The sequence below is a fragment of the Halodesulfovibrio spirochaetisodalis genome, assembly GCF_001672295.1.
GTDB lineage: Bacteria > Desulfobacterota > Desulfovibrionia > Desulfovibrionales > Desulfovibrionaceae > Halodesulfovibrio > Halodesulfovibrio spirochaetisodalis.
Genome location: NZ_JXMS01000025.1, coordinates 29,487 through 53,747, shown reverse-complemented (window position 1 = coordinate 53,747; position 24,261 = coordinate 29,487). Strand labels below are relative to the sequence as shown.

At 41.4% G+C, this 24,261-nt stretch carries 23 protein-coding genes and 2 pseudogenes; 15 read left to right on the top strand and 10 right to left on the bottom strand.

Going from position 1 to position 24,261, the window contains the following annotated elements:
* Positions 1-43 precede the first annotated feature (43 nt).
* The 3 genes and pseudogenes from SP90_RS12800 to SP90_RS12790 all read right to left on the bottom strand — a co-directional run bounded on the left by SP90_RS12800 (position 44) and on the right by SP90_RS12790 (position 1,749).
* Complete coding sequence (locus SP90_RS12800) at positions 44-307, bottom strand: hypothetical protein (RefSeq protein ID WP_066856948.1); 264 nt, start codon at positions 305-307, stop codon at positions 44-46.
* Positions 308-522: 215 nt separating this feature from the next.
* A pseudogene (locus SP90_RS12795) lies at positions 523-1,299 on the bottom strand (hemagglutinin repeat-containing protein); the annotation flags it as partial.
* 129 nt (positions 1,300-1,428) lie between these two features.
* On the bottom strand, positions 1,429-1,749 hold the full coding sequence (locus SP90_RS12790) for a hypothetical protein (protein ID WP_066856942.1): 321 nt from the start codon (positions 1,747-1,749) through the stop codon (positions 1,429-1,431).
* A gap of 956 nt (positions 1,750-2,705) precedes the next feature.
* Between SP90_RS12790 and SP90_RS12785 the strand changes: the two genes are divergently transcribed.
* The 3 genes from SP90_RS12785 (at position 2,706) to SP90_RS12775 (ending at position 5,003) form a co-directional block, all read left to right on the top strand.
* Positions 2,706-3,101 carry an RNHCP domain-containing protein gene (locus SP90_RS12785; protein WP_066856939.1) on the top strand — a complete coding sequence of 132 codons (396 nt, stop codon included), beginning with the start codon at positions 2,706-2,708 and terminating at the stop codon, positions 3,099-3,101.
* The gene (gene rsgA, locus SP90_RS12780; protein WP_082936444.1) at positions 3,098-4,174 is read left to right on the top strand and encodes a ribosome small subunit-dependent GTPase A; all 1,077 of its coding nucleotides are present in this window, start codon (positions 3,098-3,100) and stop codon (positions 4,172-4,174) included. Before SP90_RS12785 ends, rsgA begins: the two co-directional genes overlap by 4 nt.
* Positions 4,175-4,685: 511 nt before the next feature.
* Entirely contained in the window at positions 4,686-5,003 is a 318-nt protein-coding gene (locus tag SP90_RS12775; protein WP_066856936.1) for a YrhK family protein, read from the top strand.
* Between the two features lie 237 nt (positions 5,004-5,240).
* Here SP90_RS12775 and SP90_RS16535 read toward each other — a convergent pair.
* The 7 genes and pseudogenes from SP90_RS16535 to dgcN form a co-directional block, all read right to left on the bottom strand.
* A pseudogene (locus tag SP90_RS16535) lies at positions 5,241-6,277 on the bottom strand (IS3 family transposase); the annotation flags it as partial.
* A 3-nt stretch (positions 6,278-6,280) separates the two neighbouring features.
* Positions 6,281-6,547 carry an Imm32 family immunity protein gene (locus tag SP90_RS12760; protein WP_066856931.1) on the bottom strand — a complete coding sequence of 89 codons (267 nt, stop codon included), beginning with the start codon at positions 6,545-6,547 and terminating at the stop codon, positions 6,281-6,283.
* A 299-nt stretch (positions 6,548-6,846) separates the two neighbouring features.
* Entirely contained in the window at positions 6,847-7,146 is a 300-nt protein-coding gene (locus SP90_RS12755) for a hypothetical protein (protein WP_066856926.1), read from the bottom strand.
* 93 nt (positions 7,147-7,239) lie between these two features.
* Complete coding sequence (locus SP90_RS12750; RefSeq protein ID WP_066856922.1) at positions 7,240-8,139, bottom strand: thermonuclease family protein; 900 nt, start codon at positions 8,137-8,139, stop codon at positions 7,240-7,242.
* A gap of 344 nt (positions 8,140-8,483) precedes the next feature.
* Positions 8,484-9,329 carry a D-amino-acid transaminase gene (locus SP90_RS12745; RefSeq protein WP_066856918.1) on the bottom strand — a complete coding sequence of 282 codons (846 nt, stop codon included), beginning with the start codon at positions 9,327-9,329 and terminating at the stop codon, positions 8,484-8,486.
* Positions 9,330-9,361: 32 nt separating this feature from the next.
* A complete protein-coding gene (dgcA, locus tag SP90_RS12740; protein WP_066856915.1) occupies positions 9,362-10,348 on the bottom strand; it encodes an N-acetyl-D-Glu racemase DgcA in 987 nt (328 codons plus the stop codon).
* Positions 10,339-11,340 (bottom strand): N-acetyltransferase DgcN, encoded by a 1,002-nt coding sequence (gene dgcN, locus SP90_RS12735; RefSeq protein ID WP_066856911.1) that lies wholly within the window; start codon positions 11,338-11,340, stop codon positions 10,339-10,341. Before dgcN ends, dgcA begins: the two co-directional genes overlap by 10 nt.
* A 770-nt stretch (positions 11,341-12,110) precedes the next feature.
* On the opposite strand from dgcN, the gene SP90_RS12730 reads away from it, so the two are divergent.
* The 12 genes from SP90_RS12730 (at position 12,111) to SP90_RS12675 (ending at position 24,238) form a co-directional block, all read left to right on the top strand.
* Positions 12,111-13,400: a capsular polysaccharide export protein, LipB/KpsS family gene (locus tag SP90_RS12730; RefSeq protein ID WP_066856908.1), complete on the top strand. Its 1,290-nt coding sequence runs from the start codon at positions 12,111-12,113 to the stop codon at positions 13,398-13,400.
* Positions 13,393-14,757, top strand: coding sequence for a hypothetical protein (locus SP90_RS12725; RefSeq protein WP_157471294.1), 1,365 nt, complete (start codon positions 13,393-13,395; stop codon positions 14,755-14,757). Before SP90_RS12730 ends, SP90_RS12725 begins: the two co-directional genes overlap by 8 nt.
* A 142-nt stretch (positions 14,758-14,899) precedes the next feature.
* A complete protein-coding gene (locus tag SP90_RS12720; RefSeq protein ID WP_066856902.1) occupies positions 14,900-16,627 on the top strand; it encodes an ABC transporter ATP-binding protein in 1,728 nt (575 codons plus the stop codon).
* A gap of 42 nt (positions 16,628-16,669) precedes the next feature.
* Complete coding sequence (gene pseB / locus SP90_RS12715; RefSeq protein WP_066856899.1) at positions 16,670-17,671, top strand: UDP-N-acetylglucosamine 4,6-dehydratase (inverting); 1,002 nt, start codon at positions 16,670-16,672, stop codon at positions 17,669-17,671.
* 4 nt (positions 17,672-17,675) lie between these two features.
* Positions 17,676-18,791, top strand: a complete 1,116-nt coding sequence (gene pseC / locus SP90_RS12710) for a UDP-4-amino-4,6-dideoxy-N-acetyl-beta-L-altrosamine transaminase (protein ID WP_066856896.1) — start codon at positions 17,676-17,678, stop codon at positions 18,789-18,791.
* Between the two features lie 92 nt (positions 18,792-18,883).
* Positions 18,884-19,576, top strand: a complete 693-nt coding sequence (pseF, locus tag SP90_RS12705; RefSeq protein ID WP_066856892.1) for a pseudaminic acid cytidylyltransferase — start codon at positions 18,884-18,886, stop codon at positions 19,574-19,576.
* Positions 19,576-20,562: a UDP-2,4-diacetamido-2,4,6-trideoxy-beta-L-altropyranose hydrolase gene (gene pseG / locus SP90_RS12700; protein WP_066856889.1), complete on the top strand. Its 987-nt coding sequence runs from the start codon at positions 19,576-19,578 to the stop codon at positions 20,560-20,562. The genes pseF and pseG overlap by 1 nt, the downstream gene beginning before the upstream one ends.
* 51 nt (positions 20,563-20,613) lie before the next feature.
* On the top strand, positions 20,614-21,189 hold the full coding sequence (locus tag SP90_RS12695; protein ID WP_066856885.1) for a GNAT family N-acetyltransferase: 576 nt from the start codon (positions 20,614-20,616) through the stop codon (positions 21,187-21,189).
* Between the two features lie 31 nt (positions 21,190-21,220).
* Complete coding sequence (locus SP90_RS12690; RefSeq protein WP_066856883.1) at positions 21,221-21,439, top strand: hypothetical protein; 219 nt, start codon at positions 21,221-21,223, stop codon at positions 21,437-21,439.
* 98 nt (positions 21,440-21,537) lie between these two features.
* Positions 21,538-22,533 (top strand): 3-oxoacyl-ACP synthase III family protein, encoded by a 996-nt coding sequence (locus tag SP90_RS12685; protein WP_066856881.1) that lies wholly within the window; start codon positions 21,538-21,540, stop codon positions 22,531-22,533.
* A gap of 55 nt (positions 22,534-22,588) precedes the next feature.
* Positions 22,589-23,626, top strand: coding sequence for a pseudaminic acid synthase (gene pseI / locus SP90_RS12680; protein WP_066856879.1), 1,038 nt, complete (start codon positions 22,589-22,591; stop codon positions 23,624-23,626).
* A gap of 156 nt (positions 23,627-23,782) precedes the next feature.
* On the top strand, positions 23,783-24,238 hold the full coding sequence (locus tag SP90_RS12675) for a cytochrome P460 family protein (RefSeq protein WP_066856876.1): 456 nt from the start codon (positions 23,783-23,785) through the stop codon (positions 24,236-24,238).
* The last annotated feature ends 23 nt before the right edge of the window (positions 24,239-24,261 follow it).

Below are 24,261 nucleotides of genomic sequence, written 5' to 3'. Positions count from 1 at the left end.
AATAACAGCAAAGGCTCCCAACTTAATATGGGAGCCTTTGCTGTTAAAGTGGCGTTGGTGGTATGATTTTTATGTTATATTTTTTTATAATATGTTCAACATCTTGAAGCGTGACGAACCCTTGATTTTTTCTAAAATCATCCCAGGCTACTTCAATCCCTTCTTTTATATAGCCGAGGGTCTCAAGATAATCTATTAAGTCTTCGCCTTTTTCATCGTCAAAGATGTCCTCTAGTGATAACCATGTTGCGTCACATTCCTCACATGCGTATATTACTTGTCCCGTTTTTTTTAGTAAAATCTTCATAATTCTTCCATCTTGAAAGCCTGGGCAATAAATTTGACTAGATTTACCAACTACAATGTTTTTTATATTCACTTCTTTCTACCTTACTGGATATGCAGTTTGTATTTTTGTTGTATTCTCTTTTACTACGATGCGTACTTTAGTTTCGCACTTTAGTGCCGATAGCTCGCCCACTGGGATATTATAAGCAGTGTTTCCATATCTGGTAACCCCTTTCATTTTTGACGGCTTAGATGCCCATGCTTCATCAAGTAAAGGAAGGAGCTGTTCTTTAGGTATGCTAAAGACGCTGTGTATATCTTTAGCAGGGTCTGGCTTGGTATGAGATAGAACGTGTTTAATTCTGTTTGGGTGTTTTTTCCAGTGTAGATATTGACCTTCTTGTCACCTATGATGGATGTCTGCTGTTTAACCCATTTGGATTTAGCTTTGCTTTGACCACCTCCAAGACTTCCACCTGCGTTATTTTTTCCGCTTGAGGACAAGCCGCCACTGGCATTAAAGCCGAAGCCGATGGTTACAGACCCTCCAATGCTGAGTTGTGTACTTTTAGAACTTGTTCTTCCTTGAGTACTTGCGACTGTCAGATTCTCGCCAACGTTCATGTCAACAGTTGAACCATGCAGGTTAGCGCCTTGAATGGTAGTGTTTTTTCCAGAAACAACAGAAAGAGTTTCTCCGGCACTGACTTGCGTATTAACCGGAGTGGATATTTTACCTTCACCTTTTTGAAGAGCAAACGATGCAGAGACGGTTACGCCGAAGGCAGGAGTTCCAGCACCGACACTGGCACCAATGCCTGCACGTGCATCTGTATTGGTGGTGCTGAAGGCGGATGTATAAGTGTTGGCAGAAGAGGAGACAGTGACATTTTCTCCAGCAGAGAGAGAAACATCTTTTGCTGCATGTACAACTGCTCCAGTAATGGCGACATCTTTTTGGGCATCAATGGTGATGTTTTTACCGGACTGGATTGTTGAAGCCACAGCTGTTTCAGATGTTTTTTCCTACGTTGTTTTGAAGTGAGTTGAGTAAGTGAGGCTCTTATAATAAAAAAACGCTCTCATATTCCTGAGAGCGCCTTTCGTAGTTTTTTGTTTGTGGTCATGTTCTTTGTGCTACTAGAGCAAAACGACCTTTATTTTATATTTTTCAATAGTATCTTTTACTTCATCGAACTGAACAAACTCTCCATTTTCTAATATGCTATCCCAATCGTCAAAGCCTTCAGTTGTAATGTGCCCTTCATCTTCAAGGTAACCAGTGAAGAAGTCACTTTTCTTCAAAATTATTTCTTCAAGGCTAAACCAAAGGGATTCACATTCTTCACACACAAAAACTTCTTTTTGAATTTTCTTTAGAATAACTTTTTGTATCCGTCCCTGTTCACAGTCTGAACAATATATATATCCTTTTTTGTCTACTTCAATGTATTTTATCATATAATGTTTCTACCTTTTGGGGAACGAAGTGACTACTTGATCTGTGTTTTTGCCCTCAGTGACGATACGGATCGTTCTTTCGCTATTAGTTCTAATGACTCTATCATTGGAAAGCCAGCTTGGCGGGGAAACTTACGATGTTTCTGAGAATGCCTTTTGTGACTTTTTGCTAACAGTAATGTTGGTTGCGCTATTCTAGAACAACGACTTTTATTTTATGTTTTTCAACAATTTCTTTTATCTGTAACATTTCTTTTGATTGCGCCGCGCTGTCTATTATCTAGAATGAATTTAGTCCAGAGCGTCTGATCTTGCGTTTTCTGTCTCTTACGGGCGATGTTGTGCTCTGCATCGTGTCGTTTCTAGTATCTCTTCTGTCATCATTCTTAAAAAGTAAAACAAGTATTGACACTGCTCTGAAGAGCACTTAATTTGCCTTCTGACTGACCGGTCGGTCAGTATAGGGCGAAATAAGTAGCGAGAGCATAGTTATGCTACTTTTTTTGCCAACTTGGTTAGGGTGGCCGTTACTGATAGCTGTTCAATCTTTTTGAATATGCTGTGATCGAACGGCATGTATTATTAATCTCTAAAGGAGTTTTCATGTTTACAAATGTAAAAAAGATGTCCCTGTTCTAGGAACAACTTAAAAGACCTACACACCAACTAATTTGCTGTTCTAGCAAGCTGCGTAATCGCAGCCCGTCTTTTTTGTCATTCCACTCCCGCAGAACAGGGGCATCCTGCACCTGATTGCCATTACCCTGATTAGTTAATTTAAGACTGCTTACCAAAGCAGAGCCGTTGTTTTGCCTTCATTGCGCAAGTAAAGAAACCGTGAATATTTAATGCTTCAACGGTTTTATTTATTGTGCAATCTTGCTGGTAATTCAATGGTGGTTTTAGAAGTGGTTTTATATAGGGCAAATGTCTGTTGCATTTGCAGGAGTAGAGTCATGTCTAGACAACAGAAAACCATTCACTTTGATACAAACCCGTTTATTTGCGTAAATTGCGGGCTCACGGTGCCGTCACCAATGAGCGGAACCAAAAACCGAAATCATTGTATTCACTGCTTGCATAGTAAGCATGTGGATATGAAAATCGGAGATCGCCGCTCAGGCTGTCATGGGATTATGGAGCCTATTGGCTTATGGATAAAAGATAATGGCGAATGCGCTGTTATTCATCGATGCAAAAAGTGTGGATTTATCCGCACTAATCGAATTGCAGGTGACGATAATGAAGTTGTGCTGTTTACATTAGCAGCACGCCTTATAACTCAGTTGCCTTTTCCTGCCAAAATAGCTCTGGAAAAAATCGAAAGGCAGCAAATGGGTGACGACGTATGATAACTATTGATAAGTTAGGTTGGAATTCATTTTTTGACCTTCAGTTTCAAGCAGTTAAATCCGACGGCTTAAGTGTTGGTCGCGTGCTGAAAGAAGTACGTCATCAATACACGTTGTGCACAACGCAAGGCTTTGTTGAAGGTGAGGTTTCTGGACACTTCCATTTTACAGTAGAAAACCGGTCTGATTATCCAACTGTTGGGGATTGGGTGGTTTTTCGATCCTGTGATCACTTTGTTCAGATTGAAAAGGTGTTAGAACGAACAAGCGTTTTTTCCCGAAACAGATCTGGTAACAAAGCAGAGGAGCAGGTGATTGCTGCGAATATTGACTATTTATGCATAGTCAGTGGACTGGACGGGGGTAGAAATTATACTCTCAGAGGTATTGAGCGGTATATCACCCTGGCTGTTGATGGCGGAATTAACCCCATCATCGTATTAAACAAGTCTGATCTTTGTGCTGACGAAGACATAGCGTTATTGCAGGCCAGAAGTGTTGCGGAAGATATTCCGATTCATTTGGTCAGCACCGTGACAAAAGCAGGCATAGATAACCTCTCGATGAGTTTTCCTGAGGGAGCTAGTGTGGCTTTTACTGGCCCTTCAGGTGTTGGGAAGTCTTCCTTGATTAATTGTTTGGTCGGAACGGAGAGCGCGAAAACTGGAAAGCTGCGAAGGAGTGATCTGAGAGGAAAACATACGACCTCTCATAAGGAGCTGTTCTTTTTACAAAGCGGCGCTATGATAATAGATACTCCTGGCATGCGTGAACTTCAATTATGGGGAAGTCAGAATAGTTTAGAAGATGTTTACAGTGAAATCCATGAGGCAGCTCAGCGATGTCGTTTCAACGACTGCTCCCACCGGAATGAACCTGGTTGTGCAGTACTTGAGTTGCTCGTTGATGGTTCACTTGAGATGGAACGGTATGAAAACTATTTAGATCTGCACTCAGAACTTGCTTTTATTGAACCCAAAGTGAATGAAAATAAGAAGCTGGTAAGGAAGGCCAATGCAAAAGAGCTTTCCAAATTGATTCGAAAATCACAAAGGATTCCTAAAAGGCAATAAAGAAGGTTACGCCATCAACACGTTGGAAGTTGTCACATTGTTTTGTCTTAACGCATTGCAAGACATCTTCAAGGCTTAGAATAAAAGGCTCTGGTAACTCCAGAGCCTTTTTTGTTTTGCCTTTACATAAAGGTTATACCGCTTTCTAGCTTGAGATGTTTCAATTGTATTGAGTGAGTATTTATAAGGAAGATGTTGTAGCATCTATTTTGATAATTTGTAGAAGAACTGTTTGATGACAAAAATGAAATTAGAGCGTAAATCTTTTTTGATTTATTTAATGATGAGTAAAGGTTGTTGAACAGGGTGACGCAATGAGTGCGTCAATGGATGTATTTAACTACATCATTTCTTTTGGCAATAAGCACTGCATAGCAGTAAGAAAAAAGCAGATGGTCGATGTTTTCGTTCTAAAGCGGTGATGACAACTTTTTGTCCAATAAAGTCTGTGATGAGTTCAGTAGCCTGAAGAAACGTAAATGAAAATTATGAAAGTTCGGAATCGTGCAGTATGAATACATCTAATAAAGGTCGACTTGAAATTGAATTGGGTCAGAAGCATATTATAATTCAAAGACGTTATGAGGCCGTAGGTGCCTTTAATGATCTGCTTATTGCAATCTGGTTTTTGATCGGTAGCTTTTTTTTCCTTTCCAGTAGTCTTGTTACTGACGGTACATGGCTTTTTGTCGCTGGCAGTGCGCAACTTCTCATCAAGCCCATTATTAAACTTACCAGCTTGATACATGTGAGTAGGGTGTTACGTACTCAGGATAAAACAACAGATGTCACATGTGTAGCAGATCCTGATTATAAAATGTCTGCCTAGTTCAGCAGTCTCTTTGTATTTTCATGCAAGAAGCAAAGCTCCCGGGAATTGGTACTGGGAGCTTTTTTATTAAGCAGTGTCTGGTCGTTCCAGACGTAAGAATAAGTCTGCTGTACGGATCAAAGCGTTCTTTTTTGAATTTCAGATAGACAGCACCTTCTTTCCTGAGGAGTTTTTAAATAAAGGCATGCGGTTCTGTTTTTTCAGTTTGGTAGTATCTAGGCATAAGCTTCCCCGTCAAGCTGACAGTTCAAAATCAGAGTTTTCCGCGTTGATAGATAAAAATTCAGATGGGGTTAGTCCATTAAGGGCGTCGTGCGGACGTTCCTCATTGTAGGTCAGTTTTCACCAGTAGGTTATCTCCCGAACCTCGGCGAGATTGCGGAAGAGTTCTGTTCCATAGGTTTTGTTAAACCGTTCAATGTATGCATTCTGGTTGGTTTTCCCTGGTTGGATGTATTGAATAAACATTCCCACAGATTCAGCCCATGCGACAAACTCTCCCGAAAGAAACTCCGGGCCGTTATCTGTGCGCAGAATTTTCGGTAATCCCCTTTCATATCGAAGTCGCTCAAATACGCGTATTAACCGTTTTCCAGTTATGGAAGTATTGATTTCAATATGCAAAAGTTCTTGGCTAAAATCGTCAATAACGTTGAAAGGTCTAAAGCGCTTCCCCGCATAAAGTGAATCACTCATAACATCTGCCGACCATGTCTGGTTAGGCTGATCTGGAGTGTGGAGAGGCTGTTTAACCCGCTTAGGAAGGCGTTTTTTTGCTCTGCGTTTTTGATTTAACCGGAGTTCGCAATACACACGGTAGACCTTTTTATGATTCCATGAATAAGCACGGCGCAACGCACGAAAGCATTTCCAAAATCCCCAGCGAGGATGCTTTGCTATCAACTCGTTCAGGGCATAAATGACATCCTCATCTGACCGGATTTGTGGAAGCCGATAATACGCCGTTCGCGATAAGCCCACGCAAGCATAACCTCGAGAAATCGAAAGCTTGTGTTCTGCAATAAGAAATAGAACTGCTTCACGTCTGCTGGACGGCGTTAAAGCTTTTTTTCGATGAGATCCTTCAGAGCATGATTTTCGAGCGCCATGTCAGCGCGTACATCCGGTTTAATTGCAACAGGTCATGCTCCATGTCTTTCATCCGGAAGCCTTCAAGCCGCCTACTTTGATTTCCAATTGTAATAGGTAGCATTTGAAATTCCATGACTGCGGTAACTGTCTTTGACTTGTCTCTTTTTAAGGGAAGCTTCTTACTACCCTCGCTCAATAATAACATCACAAGACCCTTCTTCTAATCCACCGTATACATCATAGTGGACATGCATCCCCTTTCCAATTCCATCTTGAGCTAAGGTTAGCAAGTGAACTGCTAAAGTTTCTAACCCTTCTTTGTTTGCCAATATTCTTACAGAATTGTCTCCACAAATTTCGATCAGTATCTTATGCTCTTCAATCCAGTTTGTTCTTACGCTATACCCTGTTTCTTTTGGAATCTGTAATGTTTTTTCTAAATATTCCATAAGTAATCCTTAATAAAAAGGTGGATGTTTTCTACTCGCCTCATTCGCCAGATTTTCCTTTTACTGGCACAAAAAAATCAAATTCAACCTGAGACCTAAAAGATCTCAGGTATCGATAGCTTCCCCGTCAAGCTAACTATTCTTGTGATCGCGTATCCACTCAGCTTCATCAATAACTAAATACTTATTACCTGGTTCTTCTTGCAAGCATTGCTCTAATCTTTGACCACAGACTCCATGTTTTCAAAGGCTATCAATGCGCCTATCGACCTCATGATTTTACTACGAGATATAATTAGTTACTGCTCCTTCAGTGAGTTAGCATCAATTGGCACATATGTAATTTCATACTCTGCTCCAAGCTCTTTTTGCAAAGCGACAGCCAAAAATTTTCCTTCTTGAATATGTTTATTCAGTTGTTTTTGCGAAGAGAAACCTGAATTTGGAGGGTATTCATCATTAACCGTCATTTGAAATTCATAATTCCATTCTTCCAGTGCTTGCTTACATCCAATTGAAATAGCAAGGTCTTCAATTTCAATATGCCCAATTTCTTCAACATCATCACAAAGAACGAGTGAAGCCAGATACTCCAACATATCTCTAAGGTGTACTATAACTAACCTTTTATTTACTCATATTTTTTTGAAGCCAAGGAGCTATTCGGGCGATGCTTAACACATGTCGGACGATTATTTCACTACGTGGTCTTCATCCAGAGAAGCGATTTTTGCTCTGCAAAGCCCGACTTGGACGAGCTTTTTATTAAGCATTGTCCCGTCCTTCCATATGTATGCAATAAGTCTGTTGTACGGATCAAAGCGCTCTTTTTCGAATTCCAGATATACAGCACCTTCTTTTCCTAGAAATTTTTGAATAAAGGCATGTGTTTCTGTTCCCCCAGTTTGGTAGTATCCAGGGCAATCTACATTGAGAAGACGCACACGGGTGCGAACTCTTGCAGTTTCCACCAGTATTGAATCATCATCAAGAATTTCTATAAATTGTGCTCGAATAGAATTAATTGAGGGATATTCGGAAAGAAAATTAGCGTAAGATTCTACGGTAGCAGCCCCTAGCGATGTAATTTTTTGAAGTTCAGTTCGCATGTGTTTTGCAGATACTGCAAAGTTCTTTTGAACGTTCAGAGGAAACGTTTCTTTTGAGAGTATTAAGTTGGTGTTCTCTACAATCTTTGAATGGTACCAGTCTAAATTAAATTTAAGAGTAGTGATATTAAGTAAAACACTTGAAATTTCATCATGTGAAGATGTTTCAACGCTTGCTGCATACAGTGAGCCATGCATTAAGACCATTGTTTTGATGAGGCCTTCAAGGAGTTCAATATTTCTAAGATAGAGCAACTTATGTTCGGACTGTTTTAGTTGATTCATTCCTTCTGTTAAGTTCTTCTTCAAACATATAAGCGTATTGACGTGTTTAGAGTAAGGTACGGTTAATTGAGTGATTCTTTTGTCTCTGAAATCTAGAGCGAATGCAGAAGGAAGCATAATAGTGAAAACAATAAAGCTGATAAGCACAGAACAAGTAAAAATTAACATTTTTTTGTGTAGAAAGTTTGCAATATACAATGTGTGCTCCAGTTTTTTATTGAAAAACATTCTTAACAGTATGTAATGTTTGATTTCATAGTTGATCAACTTAAGCAACAGTGCATGTCGTTAGAATTTTTATTAGATACTCAATCGCACTGCATCGAATTAAGGTATGCCAGCCAGTTTTGCTTTAAATAGTTTTCGATAAGCCGAAGCTAACGATTAAAAAATGCTTTTGGGTGGCAGGGGGAGGGGGATCATTTCTTTGGCTGTCGGAGACAAAAAGAGAAAAGGTTTGGGGGCAGTCCAAATGTATTAAAAAACCGCCCTCGTCTTGTATATAGACGAGGGCGGTTCTGTCTCTAGCGTTCGTGGCAAAGCTAAATCGCAGCTTTACGACTTTCTTCAATGTACAGCTGGCTGAGTCGAGTTACTACAGGGCCAGGTTTGCCACCGGAAAGTTCTACGTGATCAATTTCAATAACTGGGTTCACAAATGCCGTGGCAGCGGTAACGAATGCTTCAGCAGCTTGCTGGGCTTCGTCGATGGTAAATGGACGTTCTTCAATTTCCATATCCAACTCAGAGGCAAGCTTTAAAACAGCGGCTCGAGTAATACCGTGCAGGATAGAGTTGGAAAGATTACGGGTAATGATTTTGCTATCTTTAGTTACAATGTATGCATTGCAAGAAGTGCCTTCGGTGACAAAACCGTCTTCAACCATCCAAGCGTCATCTTTGCCTGCTTCTTTCGCCAGCATTTTGGTCAAAGAAGGAGCAAGAAGCTGAACCGTTTTGATATCGCGGCGTCCCCAGCGTATGTCTGGGGCAGAAACTATACGGATTCCTGATTTTGGAGCTGAAATCGGTTTGGCTTGTGTAAAGAGAATGAGGGTCTGTTTGGCATTCTTTGGAAAAACAAAGTCTCTGTCTGCTGCACCACGCGTAATTTGCAGATAAATAGCACCTTCGTCCAACTTGTTATGCTTAATAAGCTCTCGATGGATTTCGAGCAGTTCATCACTGCTGACAGGAAGTTCCATTTTGAGTTCGTTAAGGGAACGCTCAAGACGGGTTACATGACCAGCAAAATCTACCAGTTTTCCATCTAAAACGGCAGTTACTTCATAAACACCGTCGGCAAACAGGAAGCCACGGTCAAAAATGGAGACAGTTGCTTTTTCTTCAGGCAGGTAGCTGCCGTTTACATAAACTGTGCGACTCATGATTATCCTTTATCTATCTGAGATAGTCTTTTCTAAGCAAGGGGATTGGAAGGAGCTCCCCATAGCTCCGCTTGTGGTGGGCGAACGCGACCGTCATCATATTGCAGCCCGTTGGGTCTATCTTTTGCCAACAATAAAGGGCCGTCGAGGTCGGTTACTTCAGCGTTTTGAGCAACAAGTACCGCAGGGGCCATGGCAAGAGAGGAACCGACCATGCATCCAACCATAATCTGGTAACCTTGTTTTCGTGCAAGGTCTCTTAACGCCAGAGCCTCTGTGAGTCCACCAGTCTTATCAAGTTTTATATTGATCATGTCATATTTGCCTTCCAGATCTGGAAGAGAGGTACGATCATGACATGATTCATCTGCGCAAACCGGTAATACGCGTTTGAGATTTTTCAGTGCGTCATCAGCTCCGGCAGGGAAGGGCTGTTCAACCATCTCAACACCGAGATTGAGCAAAACTGGAGCAATTTCTTGATATAACTCGGGCGTCCAGCCTTCGTTAGCATCGACAATGATGCGTGCATTCGGCGCTCCTTTTCGAACTGCCTCAATGCACTTGATATCATCCTTGCCGCCAAGTTTGATTTTTAACAGTGGTCGTGAGGAATTTTTTCGGGCTTCCTCAAGCATGTTCTGCGGAGTATCAAGAGAAAGTGTATATGCTGTAACTTCCGGCTTGGGTGCTTCAATACCTGCAAGTTCCCATACGGATTTTCCTGCACGTTTTGCTTCCAGATCCCATAAGGCACAATCTACTGCATTGCGTGCAGCACCTGCAGGAAGCTGAGCCTGCAAGGTCTCTCGTGTTATCGGCAAAGAAAGAGATTTTATTTGTGCTGTGACACTCTCAACAGTTTCATTATAGCGTGCATACGGCACACACTCTCCGCGTCCTGTTTCTCCGCCTTCTTCAATTTCAACACGTACTACCACGGCTTCTGTTTTGGAGCCGCGTGAAATGGTAAAAACCTTGGCAAGCGGAAATACATCGTTCGTAACGGTTATACGCATGTTAGAGCCTCAATGAGACGGCTTGGACCTTGCCTGAATGGATCAATAGTTGGAAGCCCCATCTCTTTCTCAACCTTGTTAAGATACGCCATGGCTTCAGCTTCTTCCATGTGTTGTGTATTGATCGAGATTCCGATGACTTTGCAGTCTGGATTAACGATTGTAGCCATGCGGAGAGAGAGGTCTCGCAACGCTTCAAGAGGCGGTAACTGATATTCTGGAAGGCCACGCATGTGTTCGCGTGTAGGCTCATGGCAAAGGATTAGGGCATCAGGTTGTCCGCCATGGATAAGCGCGGTTGTAACTCCTGAGTAAGAGGCATGGAATAGGCTTCCTTGTCCTTCAATAAGATCCCAGTGATCCTCAGCGTTGTCTGGAGTGAGCCATTCAATAGACCCAGCCATAAAGTCGGCGATGACAGCATCAAGCGGTACGCCATCACCTTCGATGAGAATGCCAGTTTGTCCGGTGGCTCTGAATGTCGCGTTCATACCGCATTTTTTCATTTCACGGTGCATGGACAGGGTTGTGTACATTTTTCCTACGGAGCAGTCGGTTCCTACAGCAAGACATCGCTTGCCGGAACGTTTTTTTCCGTTAGCAATGGGGTATTGTATAGACGGTACACGCACGTCATATAGTTTTTGTCCGGCTTTTTCTGCCGCTGCAACAAGGTCTGGTTCATCACGAAGCAGGTTGTGCAGTCCGGAAGCGATATCCATACCTGCTTCAAGAGCTTCTATGAGAACAGATTTCCAGCTTTCAGAAATAACGCCGCCTCTGTTAACAATGCCGATAACCAATGTTTTTGCTCCGGCAGCTACGGCATCTTGAATTGACAAATCTGTAATTCCGAGATCGACATTACAGTCTTTCATACGGAACTGGCCAACTGCGGACTCTGGACGCCAATCGTAAATGCCCTGCGCCATCTTTGCAGCAAGTCTGTCAGGTGCATCGCCAAGGAACAATAAGTAAGGTGCTTTAAACATTGATCTCTCCATGGGTAGCTGAGTTCGGGACAATTGATATAAAAACTGCGATGAGAATCGTGTATATCGAAAATCAGTTTTCAACATTGCTGTGACGAAAATGTCAAAACAGCTTTTCAGGTATTTTTGCGCTTTTTGAATGTGATTTGCAATGTTCAGATATGCAAAAAACATAGTGATGGTTATTGAGAAAAGCAGCGATGTTTTAGGTATGAAGGCGTGTGATCGCATGTTTGGTTTGACTATCATCAAACCCTAGTAGCAGGAGCTTAATCATGAGTTAATTGGTACCTGTGCTTTTTTTGTTTTTAAGTACAAGATAACAGCATGTTATGAAGATGTGGTCGTCTGAATGTTTTGATGGTGGTCGGTGTGCTTTTCTAAATTGAGGAGGCATATAGGGTGGGCGAAAAATGCAGCTTTCTAAGAAATCAGGACAAGAAAGGCATTTATTCTCTGAGTTGCTTATTGAGCATGTAAAATAACGTCTGTTGCTGAGTAGGTAGTTTTTAGCTGTAAACGCTGTGTGACAAGCCCTTAATACTTTTTCGTTGTAGGTTTAGACAATAAGTGGTACCGAATCCCCCGTCGTGGTAAGCAGCAGGATGTACTTTCTCTCCCTCTTTTTATGGTTCATAAGGAACTTTGTTTGGCTCTTCTTGCATAACCTGTAGCGCTCTCAAGCTTACCCTTCGGTAAGTGCTGGGGGGGGCATCCTTTTACCCTCGTAGTTAAAATAGATTACTTCCATATTGATCTAAGGAAAAGAAATGGCTTGTAAAAAAGCAGTGCTATATGGCTTTGATGGAATCGAAACAGTTATTTCTGCGTTGCAAGGCGCTGGATGTTTTTCTGTAGGAGCGTGGGTAAAGCATGAATCGAAGAATGCTACTGTTGATGTGAATGCTTTGCTTTTCAGTGAGGAATATACAATTACGTATCCCATCCCACTGGCACTGTATGAAAAAATTTTTAATAAGCATTTTGGGGAATTTTCGGCTCATGCTGGGCGTCTTAACGTTTATACCGGTCAGCACCTGAGATACGACCAGATACAGCTGATGTTTCGAAGGGTCGCAAGGGCTTGCTACGATGTTTTGGTTAAATCAAAGGCAGAACTTGTTGTGTCCAGTGGGATCGTTCATGAGTGTGTTGATACGTTGTTATTTGCTCTTGCGCACGAAATGGACATTCATACAGTGTCCTGCACTCCATTTTTTTATGTTTCGCCGCCTTGCTTTTTTATTACAGAGAATGGACAGTCTCATTATGTGATTTCTGTACCTGGTGAGAATAAAGACTTGGATCTTAGTCAGTTTGGTTTTTCCCCTAAGGCTCTTAAGGGGCATGCTTCGACTTTAAATAAAAAAATTGTAAAGCGAATACTGAACGCAAAAAATCCGCACATAGTTCACAATGTTTATCGACATCTAAGTTGGGTTCGGAAGGCAAAAGAGAATGTAACTGATGTTAGTGCACTTTCAAAAGATAAGCGATTCGTATATTTCCCGCTGCATTATCAGCCAGAAGCTTCAACCTGTCGAATGGCAGATGCAGCGTTCGAGCTACAGCTTGTTGCAATACAAGAAGTTTCACAGAAGCTACCCCCAAATTATCTTTTACTACTGAAAGAAAACCCTCTTCAAACGTTTTATTATCGGACAAATGATTTTTATGATGCGATTCATAAGTTAAAAAATGTCCGAATCGTAAGCAACGAAACTCCTTCGCATGAATTGCTGGAGAAGAGTGATTTTGCAGTAACTATCACAGGTACAGTCGGTTGGGAGGCACTACGTGCAGGAAAGCCGGTTGTGTTTTTTGGAAACCCGCAGTATCAGCATCTGAGTGGTGCATTTAGGTTTACTGATACCCTTAATTTACAGGATGTTGCTTCTCATGTTGTTGATCAGGATGTTTTGCAGGAAGAGGCAAATAGCCTGTACGCTTCAGCTTACAGTGGTGATCTTACAAGATCTAAGCCCCTCACAGAAGATGACATCGAAGTACTCATAAATTCTTTACGAAAGCATATAAAAAATAGGTTCTGTAGTGAGTGAAAAAAAAACAATTCTAATTTTAGCATATCATCAGGAAATAGTGCGTTTTTTTTCTGATGAAAGTCGTTACAAAATCGTTGCAGTTGCAGCATGTGATTTTAACTATGATAAGTTTAAAGAGCATTTACCTGCTTCTGCTTCTTTGTTTCGGGTAGAGGATGTTATTTATAACAGGGATTTTGAATTTTTTTCTCAGACGCTCGTAAAAGAATTTCGTGAAACTCAGCGAAAGGTTTCGTACTTTTTAGAACGATTGAGTGCAAGAAATTGGGAAAGTGATGATCTTTACTACGCTGCACTGGCTTTCTGGAATAAATTTTTTGCAACAACTAAAATAGATTTGGTTCTAAATTGCCATCCTGAGTTCGGGTCACCAATTTGTAGTATTCCGTATGCATTTGCTGCACGGGCCAACATACCTGTATATAGTATTTATACGTCCAGCTACACAGTCTACTCTTTATTGGACGTTGCAAAAAATGAATTAATCCCATTAGGGAACGTAGCTTGTTCCAAGAAGACTCTTCTTGAAAACTCTTTTTTCCAGAGTAGTAGTGTCACTGATTCTCCTTGGATCAAAAAATTAGTCAAGCGTTGTATCGGCATGGTCAATTACGAGATGCTGGTAGGGCTTGTGCGCCGAATAAGTTATCGTACGCAGTTTGGTGTTCGTATTCCTTTGTATAAATACTACCTTGGGTACCTGTACTCGTTTTATTTACCCAAAGCCTATAACAGGATTGCTTCTGAACCTGACCTTTCAGAAAAATATGTCTTTTACGCGCTTCATTTGGAGCCTGAAGCTGCAACAGGTGTACGAGTCGCAGTAAACAATCAGCTTGTACATATTCGAATGCTTGCCAAAAGTTTGCCAACAGGTTGGAAGCTCTACGTTAAAGAGCATCCAACCCAATTCAGGTTGAATCGTGAAGGTTTTACATATTTTCTATGTTCTACAAGACATTTCAAGAGCACTGGATTTTATAAAGAACTGGCTGACATCCCCAATGTTGAGCTTGTTTCCATGAGCTACAATTCAAAAGATTTGATTGAAAATTCACAAGCAACTGCCAGCATCACAGGTACAGTTTTGCTTGAAACTACGATGGCGAAGAAGCCGGTGTTCGCTTTTGAAAAGGAAGTCTCTTTGTTCAAAGACGGACCGACTTGTTTCTCCATTACGTCATTTGGAGATCTTCAAACTTCGTTTGCTAAGTTAGAGAGTACTAGCTTTTCTGAAAGTGATTATGAAAAAACTATTGATTCTGCAGTCTCTTTCTGTTTGCCGCGAACATATTCAATGGATGACGTAATGAAGCTGCTTTCTGAAAAAGATAGTCGTTTGAATTGGTTTTAAACTCTTATAATACTGTAAGAATAAAAGGTTCTGGTGTGTCGCTTTGACTCTGACTCCACTTCAATATGTATCTAGAATTAATCGCTTTTTAACTTCGAGACAAAAGCTGGCTTTAGTTCTTATCGTAGGGTTTACTTTATTCATGGCACTTGTAGAAATGCTCGTTGCCGGTTCGATCTCTTTTTTGGGGGTTGCAATGAGTGCCCCTGAAAAAATATATGAGATTTCTATAGTTAAGACCTTGTTTAGCTATGTGTCACTTCCAGATAAGTTTGAAGATGGCCTTCCGACGATATTGGCAATTGTAGTGTTTATTGTCTGTCTTCTCACTATAATAAAGAATATTTGCCAAACTTTTTTGCTTTACATTCAGGGTAAGGTCTCTATTGCAATTGCTTCTGATTTTGGGACAAGTTTGCTGACAAAGTTATTTGCTAAAGACTTTGAGTGGCATCTGAAACAGGATAGCGCAGATCTTTTGGCAATCATGGGGTACCGGGTACAGGTTGCGCGTTATATTAATGCGTTACTGGCTGTGCTGGCAAACATCATTGTTGCAATAGCATTAGTAGGATGCGGGCTTTTTATTTCTTTTGAAATTATGTGTATTGTTGTGCTGTTAGTGGGGGCTTTTGCTACTTTCTTCTATAATTTGTCCAAACGTAAGATATATATTCATACGAAAGTACTCGAAGAAAATAACAGAAATGTTTACCAGTTACTGCTTACTGCACTCAATGCAGTTCAAGAGATATATACATACGGCAAAAAAGATAAATTTGTAGAGCATCTTGATCAATATCTTGATGTTGACCGCAAGCATGTGCCGCTGCCTCCAACGTATCAAGCTGCCCCAGCGTTTGCTCTTGAAGCCGCAGGGATGTTGGCACTGTTTATTTCAGTCCTTGCTATGATTTGGCTCGAATATAGTGCGGTTCATTTGATTGCAACGCTTTCTTTATTAGCTGGGCTTGCTTGGCGCTTGCTTCCAACGTTCAGCAAATTGGTTAACAGTGTTGGTCAAGTGTACTTTCACACTCCGTATATGGAAAAGTTTTTTGAATTGTTTGAACTTGATACCGCACTTGAGGCAGTCGATACAGAATCGGTTTCATTTGATAACAGCCTTACGTTGCAGAGTGTAACCGTGAAATATGGAGAAAACTTTGCGTTGGATAATGTGAGTTTTTCTATCAAAAAAGGCGAGGTTGTCGGAATTATCGGTAGTTCCGGAGCAGGTAAAACTACCATGATGAGATTGCTTACCGGCGTCATTGCTCCTACTGAGGGTTTTGTAAAGATTGATGGAATTGACTTAGTTGACAATCAGCAGCAAGGCTATTGTGACTTGATAGGTGTCGTTCCACAACAGCCTTTTCTCTTAAATGCCTCTTTTGCTGAAAATATTGCCTTTTCTAAATGGGGTGAGGAAATAGATAGAGAAAAAGTGTTAAAGTGCTGTCAAATGGCTGCAATCGACTTTATTAGTCAGCTTTCAGATGGCTTGGATACAGTGCTGGGTGAAAGAGGGGTACGATTGTCCGGGGGACAAATTCAGCGAGTTGCTATTGCAAGAGCTTTGTATAACAGTCCAGAGATATTATTCTTTGATGAAGCTACAAGCGCACTTGATGGTGCAGCAGAGCAGCATATTCAAGAGACAGTTGAAAAATTATCTGAAGGGATAACAGTCGCAATTGTTGCACATCGTCTTACAACTGTTGAAAAATGTGACAGCATTATTTGGTTGGAAAAGGGACAGTTGATTATGCATGGAAATGCAGAAGAAGTGCTGTCTGAGTATAAAAAAAGTCTAAAAAACAAGTCTGCTGAGCTTGCTTCTGACGATGCGCTGCGTAGCGTAATGTAATTTTAAGATATAAACTGCATTTAACGAATGGATTGATAGAACGTGTTCAATAACAAGACGATTTTGATTACAGGTGGAACAGGGTCTTTCGGGAAAAAGTACACAAAAACGATTTTGGAAAAGTACTCTCCGAAACGTTTGATTATTTTCTCACGCGATGAATTGAAGCAATTTGAAATGCAGCAGGAGTACAATGCTCCTTGTATGCGCTATTTTATCGGTGATGTTCGTGATTCTGAACGTCTCATGCAGGCTATGAATGGTGTTGATTATGTTATTCACGCAGCAGCACTCAAGCAGGTACCAGCAGCAGAATACAATCCGATGGAGTGTATTAAAACCAATATTTATGGTGCGGAGAATGTAATCAAAGCTGCGCTTGCTAATAATGTTAAGAAAGTTATTGCACTCTCTACTGACAAAGCCGCAAATCCAATTAACTTATACGGTGCTACCAAACTTGCATCTGACAAACTCTTTGTTGCAGCTAACAATAATGTTGGTGATAGAGATACTCGTTTTGCTGTTGTTCGATACGGTAATGTTGTTGGTTCTCGTGGTTCTGTTGTACCTTTCTTCAAGAAACTTCTCCAGAATGGTACTGATCACTTACCAGTTACCCATGAAGACATGACTCGTTTTTGGATCAGCTTGCAGCAGGGTGTGGACTTCGTATTGAAAAACTTTGAGCGAATGCAGGGCGGTGAGATCTTTGTACCTAAGATTCCTTCTGTGCGTATTATGGATTTGGCAAAAGCCTATGGTCCAGATGTGCCGGCAAAAATAGTTGGTATCCGCCCTGGTGAAAAGCTGCATGAAATTATGTGTCCTTCAGACGATTCTCACCTTACTCTCGAGTTTGCTGATCACTATGTTATCAGTCCTTCAATCACGTTCCATTCTGTTCATTGCAACTACACATGTAACGCATTAGGCGAGACGGGAACTCCAGTCCCTCAAGGGTATGCTTATCATTCAGGTAATAACCCTGATTTTATGACTGTCGAAGAAATTATTGATTTCGACAAATACGCTGAAGAGTAATTTGATGAGTAATGCTCCTTTCTTACCTTACGGACGGCAGATTCTTGGTGATGATGATATTCAGGCCGTTGTGGATGCGTTAAAGTCGGACTGGCTTACCACCGGGCCTCGAGTAGGGCTCTTTGAAAAAGCTGTTTGTGATTATACAGGTGCAAAGCATGGTGTCGCTGTTAACAGCGGTACTGCTGCGTTACATGCTGCAATGTATGCCCTGAATGTTTCGAAGGGAGATGAAGTCATTGTTCCGGCAATGACGTTTGCGGCAACAGCAAACAGTGTCCTTTACTGTGGTGCTACTCCAGTGTTTGCAGATGTTTCGTTGGATACACTGCTTATTGATATTGAATCTGTTGAAGCAAATATTACTGCGAAAACAAAAGCAATCATTGCTGTTGATTATGCAGGGCAACCGTGTGACTGGGATGCCCTGCAATCTTTAGCAAATAGACATAACATCGCGTTGGTTGCAGATGCATGCCACGCTATTGGAGGAGCCTATAACGATACCTCCGTTGGGACGCTTGCCGATATTACTGTGTTCAGCTTCCATCCAGTTAAGCACATCACAACCGGTGAAGGCGGGATGGCTGTTACCGATGATGAGTTGTTAGCATCTAAAATGCGGGCATTTCGTAGTCATGGTATAACAACCGATGCACATCAAAGGGAAAAAGAGGGAGCATGGTTTTATGAAATGACAGACCTTGGCTTCAATTACCGGATTACTGATGTGCAATGTGCGTTGGGCGTTTCTCAGCTTGCTAAACTGGATGACTGGCTTGCTAAACGTAGTGAAGTTGCCGCGTGGTATGATTCTAAATTGAATTCAAGTTGTGCGATTTCTCTTCATAAAGCTGAAAATGTTCGTCACGCCTACCATCTCTATGTTGTGCGTGTTGACGACAGGGACGCTGTCTTTCAAAAAATGCGTGCTGACAATATCGGGGTTAATGTCCACTATATCCCGGTGTATCTGCATCCCTATTACCAAAAGCTTGGCTATAAAAAAGGACTGTGCCCGAATGCAGAAAAGGCATACGAGCAGATTATCAGCTTGCCAATGTGGGTAGGTATGGATGAAGCCGATGTTGATCGGGTAGTGTCTTCACTCTCAGCATAGTCTAATTATCCCTTACAGTCATACTTTTTGTTCTTGCCCAGCAAATAACTGTAATAATTACTGGCACATATATCTAGCTATAAGGAAGAATCATGCATATAGCGGTGATACCTGCTCGAGGTGGAAGCAAGCGTATTCCTCGTAAAAATATTCGTCCATTTTGTGGAAAACCCATCATTGCTTATTCTATCGAAGCCGCTTTGAAGTCTGGTTTTTTTTCATCAGTGGTTGTTTCTACTGATGACGCAGAAATCGCGGATGTTGCAAAAAAGTATGGAGCTGACGTCCCCTTTATGCGTCCTCCAGCGCTTGCAGATGATTTTACTGGGACGACACCTGTTGTCGTTCATGCTCTGAATCACTATTTGGAGCAGGGTGTCCAAGTTGATACCGTGTGTTGTATTTACGCAACGACCCCTTTTACAACTGTTTCGGATCTAAAATTAACATACAAAGCCCTTGAAACCGCGCCTGCTTCTTTTACGATTACAACGTATGACTTTCCAACTCATTGGGCCTTGGAACAAGACTCAGAAGGGCGAATGAGTATGAGCCAGCCACAATTTATTCGAGTTCGTTCTCAGGATTTACCTGAGAGTTATCATGGCACTGGGCAAATTTATTGGGGAACACGAGAGTTTTTACTTAATGGAAATGACTTCCAGGAGGGGAAAGCTGTGGGAGTTCAGGTGCCGCGCCATCGAGTGCAAGATATTGATACAGAAGAAGACTGGGTTCGGGCAGAAGCAATGTATCGTGCATTAAAAGAGACTGAGCAACTATAATGAGTGAGGTGCTTGTAATTCGTGCTGATGCAACTCCTGACATTGGTGCAGGACATGTAATGCGCTGTTTGGCACTGGCGCAGGCATGGGCAAGCAACGGTAACTCTGTGATCTTAGTTGGGCGTATTACTATTCCATGGGTCTGTGAGCGTCTCCGAACTGAGCAGATTGATGTTGAGTTTCTTGAAGAAGAAATTGAAACTACCCAAAATTTCCAGCATCTTTTTGCTGTTATGGAAAAGTACACTGTAGACTGGGTGGTTTTTGATGGCTATCATTTTACATATGCCGATCAAAAGTCTGTATGTGATGCTGGTTACAAGCTTTTGGTGATAGATGATTGTAATCATTTACCAGAATACTGTTGTGATATTCTTTTAAACCAGAATGTCGGTGCAGAGCGCTACTCATATCAAGGCTCAATAGGACATAAGTTATTGGGAATAGAGTATATTCTTTTGCGGCAAGAGGTTTTGAACGCGATTCCAATTGCAATGCAGAAGCAAACTGAATTACAAGTTCGGAATGTGCTGCTTACCCTAGGTGGTGGGGATATGGAACACAGATTTGATATGTTGCGTGATCTATTTAAGTTGCCTATGTGGAGTGGTGTCAGCTTACGTGTTGTTGCAGGGGGCACTTCGTTAGCTGCTTGGGATGATTTGCTTCAACGTTGTTCTGCACAAGTAGAGGTAATAAAATATGCTTCAGATATGGCAGAACTCATGCTCTGGGCAGATTTTACGATTACTGCAGGAGGTTCCACTTGCTGGGAGCTTTGTGCGCTCCAATCCCCATTTTCTACTATTGTCGTTGCTGAGAATCAACGAGATGTAGTGAATTATTTAGAAAGGCACAGTTTAAGTACTCCTGTGTCACTGCTTCCAGACGTTGGATTACAACAAGCGGCTAAGCTGTGTCCTTACCTGAAAGGGTTGGGTCAATTTTATGAAAAGATTGTATCTGCGATGGCAGCAGTTAACTAAAGTGATAGATACAGTGGGCTGCCAGCCTCGTTGATATGATATGCAGGAGATATGGTGCTGCAATTTAGGGAAATAGAGCTAGAAGACGCACGAAAAATATTGGATTGGCGTCTTTCACCAAGAATAGCATCGCAAATGATAACAGAGATTTCTGATGATATTCATGCGCAAAAACAGTGGATTGTAAACTCATATTCCAAGCCGGATTTTTATCACTGGATAATTCAAACAGATAATATTGATATCGGCTATTGCAGTTTTGCAGAATATGATTCAGCGAATAAAATTACCGAATGTGGATTTTATATTGGTGAAGTAGAGCACTCTGTTTTAGCTATTCCTGCATTGGCTATGCTGTATAATTTTTTATTTACAGCACTCGCTGTTAACGAAATTCATATATCTGTATTTGAAGGAAATCGGGTTAGTAGACTTCATGAAGCAAGTGGCTATACTCGTATCCCTTCCCAAGATGAGCGCATTGTTAAGCATGGTGAGGAAATCAATTTGCTGAAATATGTACTCACGAAGGAAGCCTTCTTAAATAGATCACGCACTATTGTTATTCCTAAGGCGCCTGTTCCTCTCGAGAAGTGGAATGGGTGCCCTTGGCGCGATCGTAAATAGACTATTCCTAATATTAAAATAGGTTATCGTTATGAAAGAAGATTTTTTAAGAAGTTTAGAAGCTATTTTAGCCGTTGCAACTGATACTTTGAACGGTGAGGAACCGCTGAGCGAATTTAAGGACTGGGACTCAATGGCAATTCTTGAATTGCAGGTCTATGTAGATAATACTTTTTCTAAAGGTTTAGATATAGAGGCGTTGGCGAAGGCACAAACTGTAAACGATGTATGGACTATTATTAGTCAATAGCGTTTTTCCAGAGCAGAGGAGAACTTTAATATATCTCCATAGGCCACCTGCAAATAATCTGATTAGTTATTACGGCGTGAATTGTCATGGAGGCAGTTATGAGTCGCATCCGTTCTATCGCATATCATTTTCCAGAAGCTAGCTTAACGAATACTCAACTTGCTGAGCTTTTTCCTGAGTGGAGTGCAGATAAGATCGTATTAAAAACAGGGATTGAAACACGATATATAGTAGCGAAGGAAGAGACTGCCTTAGATTTAGGAGTACGAGCAGCAGAAAAAATATTTAAGTCTGAACCTGCGTTACGTGACATCGTTGATGGACTGGTCTTCTGCACAGAATCTCCTGACTATACTATTCCTCCCAATGCATGTTTAGCCCAGTCAGAGCTCGGGTTGAGCGATCACGTGATTGCCTTTGACTATAATCTAGGCTGTTCAGGATATGTGTATGGGTTATCTATTGCACATGGGCTAATCGCTTCGGGACAGGCTTCAACCATTTTACTTATCACTGCTGAAACGTATTCAAAGCTCCTTGATGAAGATGATAGGGGGGTGAGAACTCTTTTTGGTGACGGTGCTACAGCAACGATTGTTGAGAAAAGTTTGCACAATGAGATTGGCAAGTTTGCATTTTATACAAACGGAGAGCAAGCTCATAACCTTATAGTCCCGCATAGTGGTGCTGCTACAGAAAAGCTGAAAAAACAAGAGAAAACTCTTATTGCAGGTCATAAAGCGTATGATAAGCTCTATATGAATGGTCCTGCTATTTTTCAGTTTACTTTAGATATTGTACCTAATCTCATACAACGCTGTATGGATACAGAAGAGCTTTCTTATGAAGATATTGATCATGTGGTAATGCATCAGGCAAACAAATTTATGCTGGATAATCTACGCATAAAATGCAAAATTCCAAATGAAAAATTTGTGATTGATGTAAAAGATGGTGGTAATACTGTTTCAAATACTATCCCCATAGCGTTAGCAAGAGCCTTGGACAGTGGAACTATCAAACAAGGTGATAAAGTGCTTCTTGCTGGTTTTGGTGTAGGTTTATCTGCAGCAGCAGTTGTAGTACAAATCTAGTATTTATGACGGTATTGCATGCTAACTTGTGTAGGATCGCTGTAAGGAATATGAAATGTCGAAGTTGCTTGAGACTCTTTCTAGAAACTCTTCAACCTATATAATAGCTGAAATTTCCGCCAACCATAATCAGGATATTAATCGCGCAAAAGCGATTATTGCTGAAGCTGCTAAGGCTGGCGCAGACGCAATCAAGATGCAGACATATACTGCAGATACGTTAACCATCGACTGCAATAATGAGCATTTTGTGGTTAAGGGAACAGCGTGGGAAGGAAGAACACTCTACGATCTTTATGATGAAGCACATACTCCTTGGGAGTGGCATGCCGAACTCATTAAGTATGCTAATGAGCTGGGACTTGACTGCTTCTCAACTCCTTTTGATGCCACTGCGGTGGACTTTTTAGAAGAATTGAATGTTCCTTGCCATAAGGTTGCAAGCTTTGAGCTGGTCGATATGTTGTTGCTTAAGAAAATTGCTTCAACTGGAAAGCCGGTAATTATGTCCACAGGCATGGGCAGTCTTTCTGAGATTGACGAAGCTGTAAAAACTTTGCGCAATAACGGGTGCCCAGAGATTGTTCTTTTGAAATGCACCTCTGCGTATCCTGCACTCCCAAAAGAAGCTAATTTGCTCACTATTCCGAATCTTTCCGAAACATTTAAGTGTGTTGCCGGATTGTCAGACCACACAATGGGGTCTGCGGTAGCAGTTGCTGCCGTGAGCATCGGCGCAAAAGTGGTGGAAAAGCATATTACTCTTTCCCGCGCTGACGGCGGGCCGGATTCCGGTTTCTCAATGGAGCCGCACGAGTTTAAGCAAATGGTAGATGACATTCGTACCGTAGAAGAAGCATTAGGTACGGTCAGTTACGATTTGACAGAAAAACAGCAGGTGAGCACCGCATTCCGTCGTTCACTTTTCGTAGTGAAAGACATGAAAGCCGGGGAAATATTTACGCACGAAAACGTGCGCAGTATTCGCCCTGGGAATGGGTTACATACTCGACACTATGATACAATTATCGGGAAAAAAGTGAAGATTGCGACTCCAAAAGGAACGCCGCTTAGTTTTGACCTTGTTGTGTAATATTGCATGTCACTTAGCCCCTTACATGAAAATGTAGGGGGCTTTTCTTTTCTAACATTCTCCAATGTACTCGTGCTAAATAAAGGAACCGGAACCAACAGGGTGATATGTAGGTAGAGTCTAACTGGACAAATTGTTGTTTAAGGAGATTCTAGTATGAAAAAATTATTCTTCGTTTTTGCTGTTGTTATGCTTTGGGTGACTCCGGCATTAGCCGATACTCCTGACGCAAAAGCATTATGGACTACGATTACTCATGAAGATCCATATAAAAAATGGGACAACTGGCCTGATCATGAAGGAATACAGCCCGGAGCGGCACCACATGGCCCGTTGCATGAAGTGTTTGTGAACAAAGCCGGCTTGTCAAAAAAGGGATACCCTAAGACCAATGGCACTATAATAGTGAAAGAGAACTTGACCAAAGAAAAGAAACTCGCGGCGATTACGGTTATGTATAAAGTGGACGGCTATAACCCTGAAGCCGGAAACTGGTACTGGGCAAAGTTCAGTCCAGATGGCACGGTAGATAAAGCAGGACAGGTTGCTGGCTGTATTAATTGTCATAGCAGTCGTAAGGCTCAGGATTACATTATGGTTTCTGACCATTAGTAAAATTATTGTAAGGCAGGGCA

Coding starts and splice junctions, on each gene's coding strand:
- SP90_RS12800 (WP_066856948.1), bottom strand. CDS start 307: ATGAAGATTTTACTAAAAAAAACGGGACAAGTAATATACGCATGTGAG.
- SP90_RS12790 (WP_066856942.1), bottom strand. CDS start 1,749: ATGATAAAATACATTGAAGTAGACAAAAAAGGATATATATATTGTTCA.
- SP90_RS12785 (WP_066856939.1), top strand. CDS start 2,706: ATGTCTAGACAACAGAAAACCATTCACTTTGATACAAACCCGTTTATT.
- rsgA (WP_082936444.1), top strand. CDS start 3,098: ATGATAACTATTGATAAGTTAGGTTGGAATTCATTTTTTGACCTTCAG.
- SP90_RS12775 (WP_066856936.1), top strand. CDS start 4,686: ATGAATACATCTAATAAAGGTCGACTTGAAATTGAATTGGGTCAGAAG.
- SP90_RS12760 (WP_066856931.1), bottom strand. CDS start 6,547: ATGGAATATTTAGAAAAAACATTACAGATTCCAAAAGAAACAGGGTAT.
- SP90_RS12755 (WP_066856926.1), bottom strand. CDS start 7,146: ATGTTGGAGTATCTGGCTTCACTCGTTCTTTGTGATGATGTTGAAGAA.
- SP90_RS12745 (WP_066856918.1), bottom strand. CDS start 9,329: ATGAGTCGCACAGTTTATGTAAACGGCAGCTACCTGCCTGAAGAAAAA.
- dgcA (WP_066856915.1), bottom strand. CDS start 10,348: ATGCGTATAACCGTTACGAACGATGTATTTCCGCTTGCCAAGGTTTTT.
- dgcN (WP_066856911.1), bottom strand. CDS start 11,340: ATGTTTAAAGCACCTTACTTATTGTTCCTTGGCGATGCACCTGACAGA.
- SP90_RS12730 (WP_066856908.1), top strand. CDS start 12,111: ATGGCTTGTAAAAAAGCAGTGCTATATGGCTTTGATGGAATCGAAACA.
- SP90_RS12720 (WP_066856902.1), top strand. CDS start 14,900: ATGGCACTTGTAGAAATGCTCGTTGCCGGTTCGATCTCTTTTTTGGGG.
- pseC (WP_066856896.1), top strand. CDS start 17,676: ATGAGTAATGCTCCTTTCTTACCTTACGGACGGCAGATTCTTGGTGAT.
- pseF (WP_066856892.1), top strand. CDS start 18,884: ATGCATATAGCGGTGATACCTGCTCGAGGTGGAAGCAAGCGTATTCCT.
- pseG (WP_066856889.1), top strand. CDS start 19,576: ATGAGTGAGGTGCTTGTAATTCGTGCTGATGCAACTCCTGACATTGGT.
- SP90_RS12695 (WP_066856885.1), top strand. CDS start 20,614: ATGGTGCTGCAATTTAGGGAAATAGAGCTAGAAGACGCACGAAAAATA.
- SP90_RS12690 (WP_066856883.1), top strand. CDS start 21,221: ATGAAAGAAGATTTTTTAAGAAGTTTAGAAGCTATTTTAGCCGTTGCA.
- SP90_RS12685 (WP_066856881.1), top strand. CDS start 21,538: ATGAGTCGCATCCGTTCTATCGCATATCATTTTCCAGAAGCTAGCTTA.
- pseI (WP_066856879.1), top strand. CDS start 22,589: ATGTCGAAGTTGCTTGAGACTCTTTCTAGAAACTCTTCAACCTATATA.
- SP90_RS12675 (WP_066856876.1), top strand. CDS start 23,783: ATGAAAAAATTATTCTTCGTTTTTGCTGTTGTTATGCTTTGGGTGACT.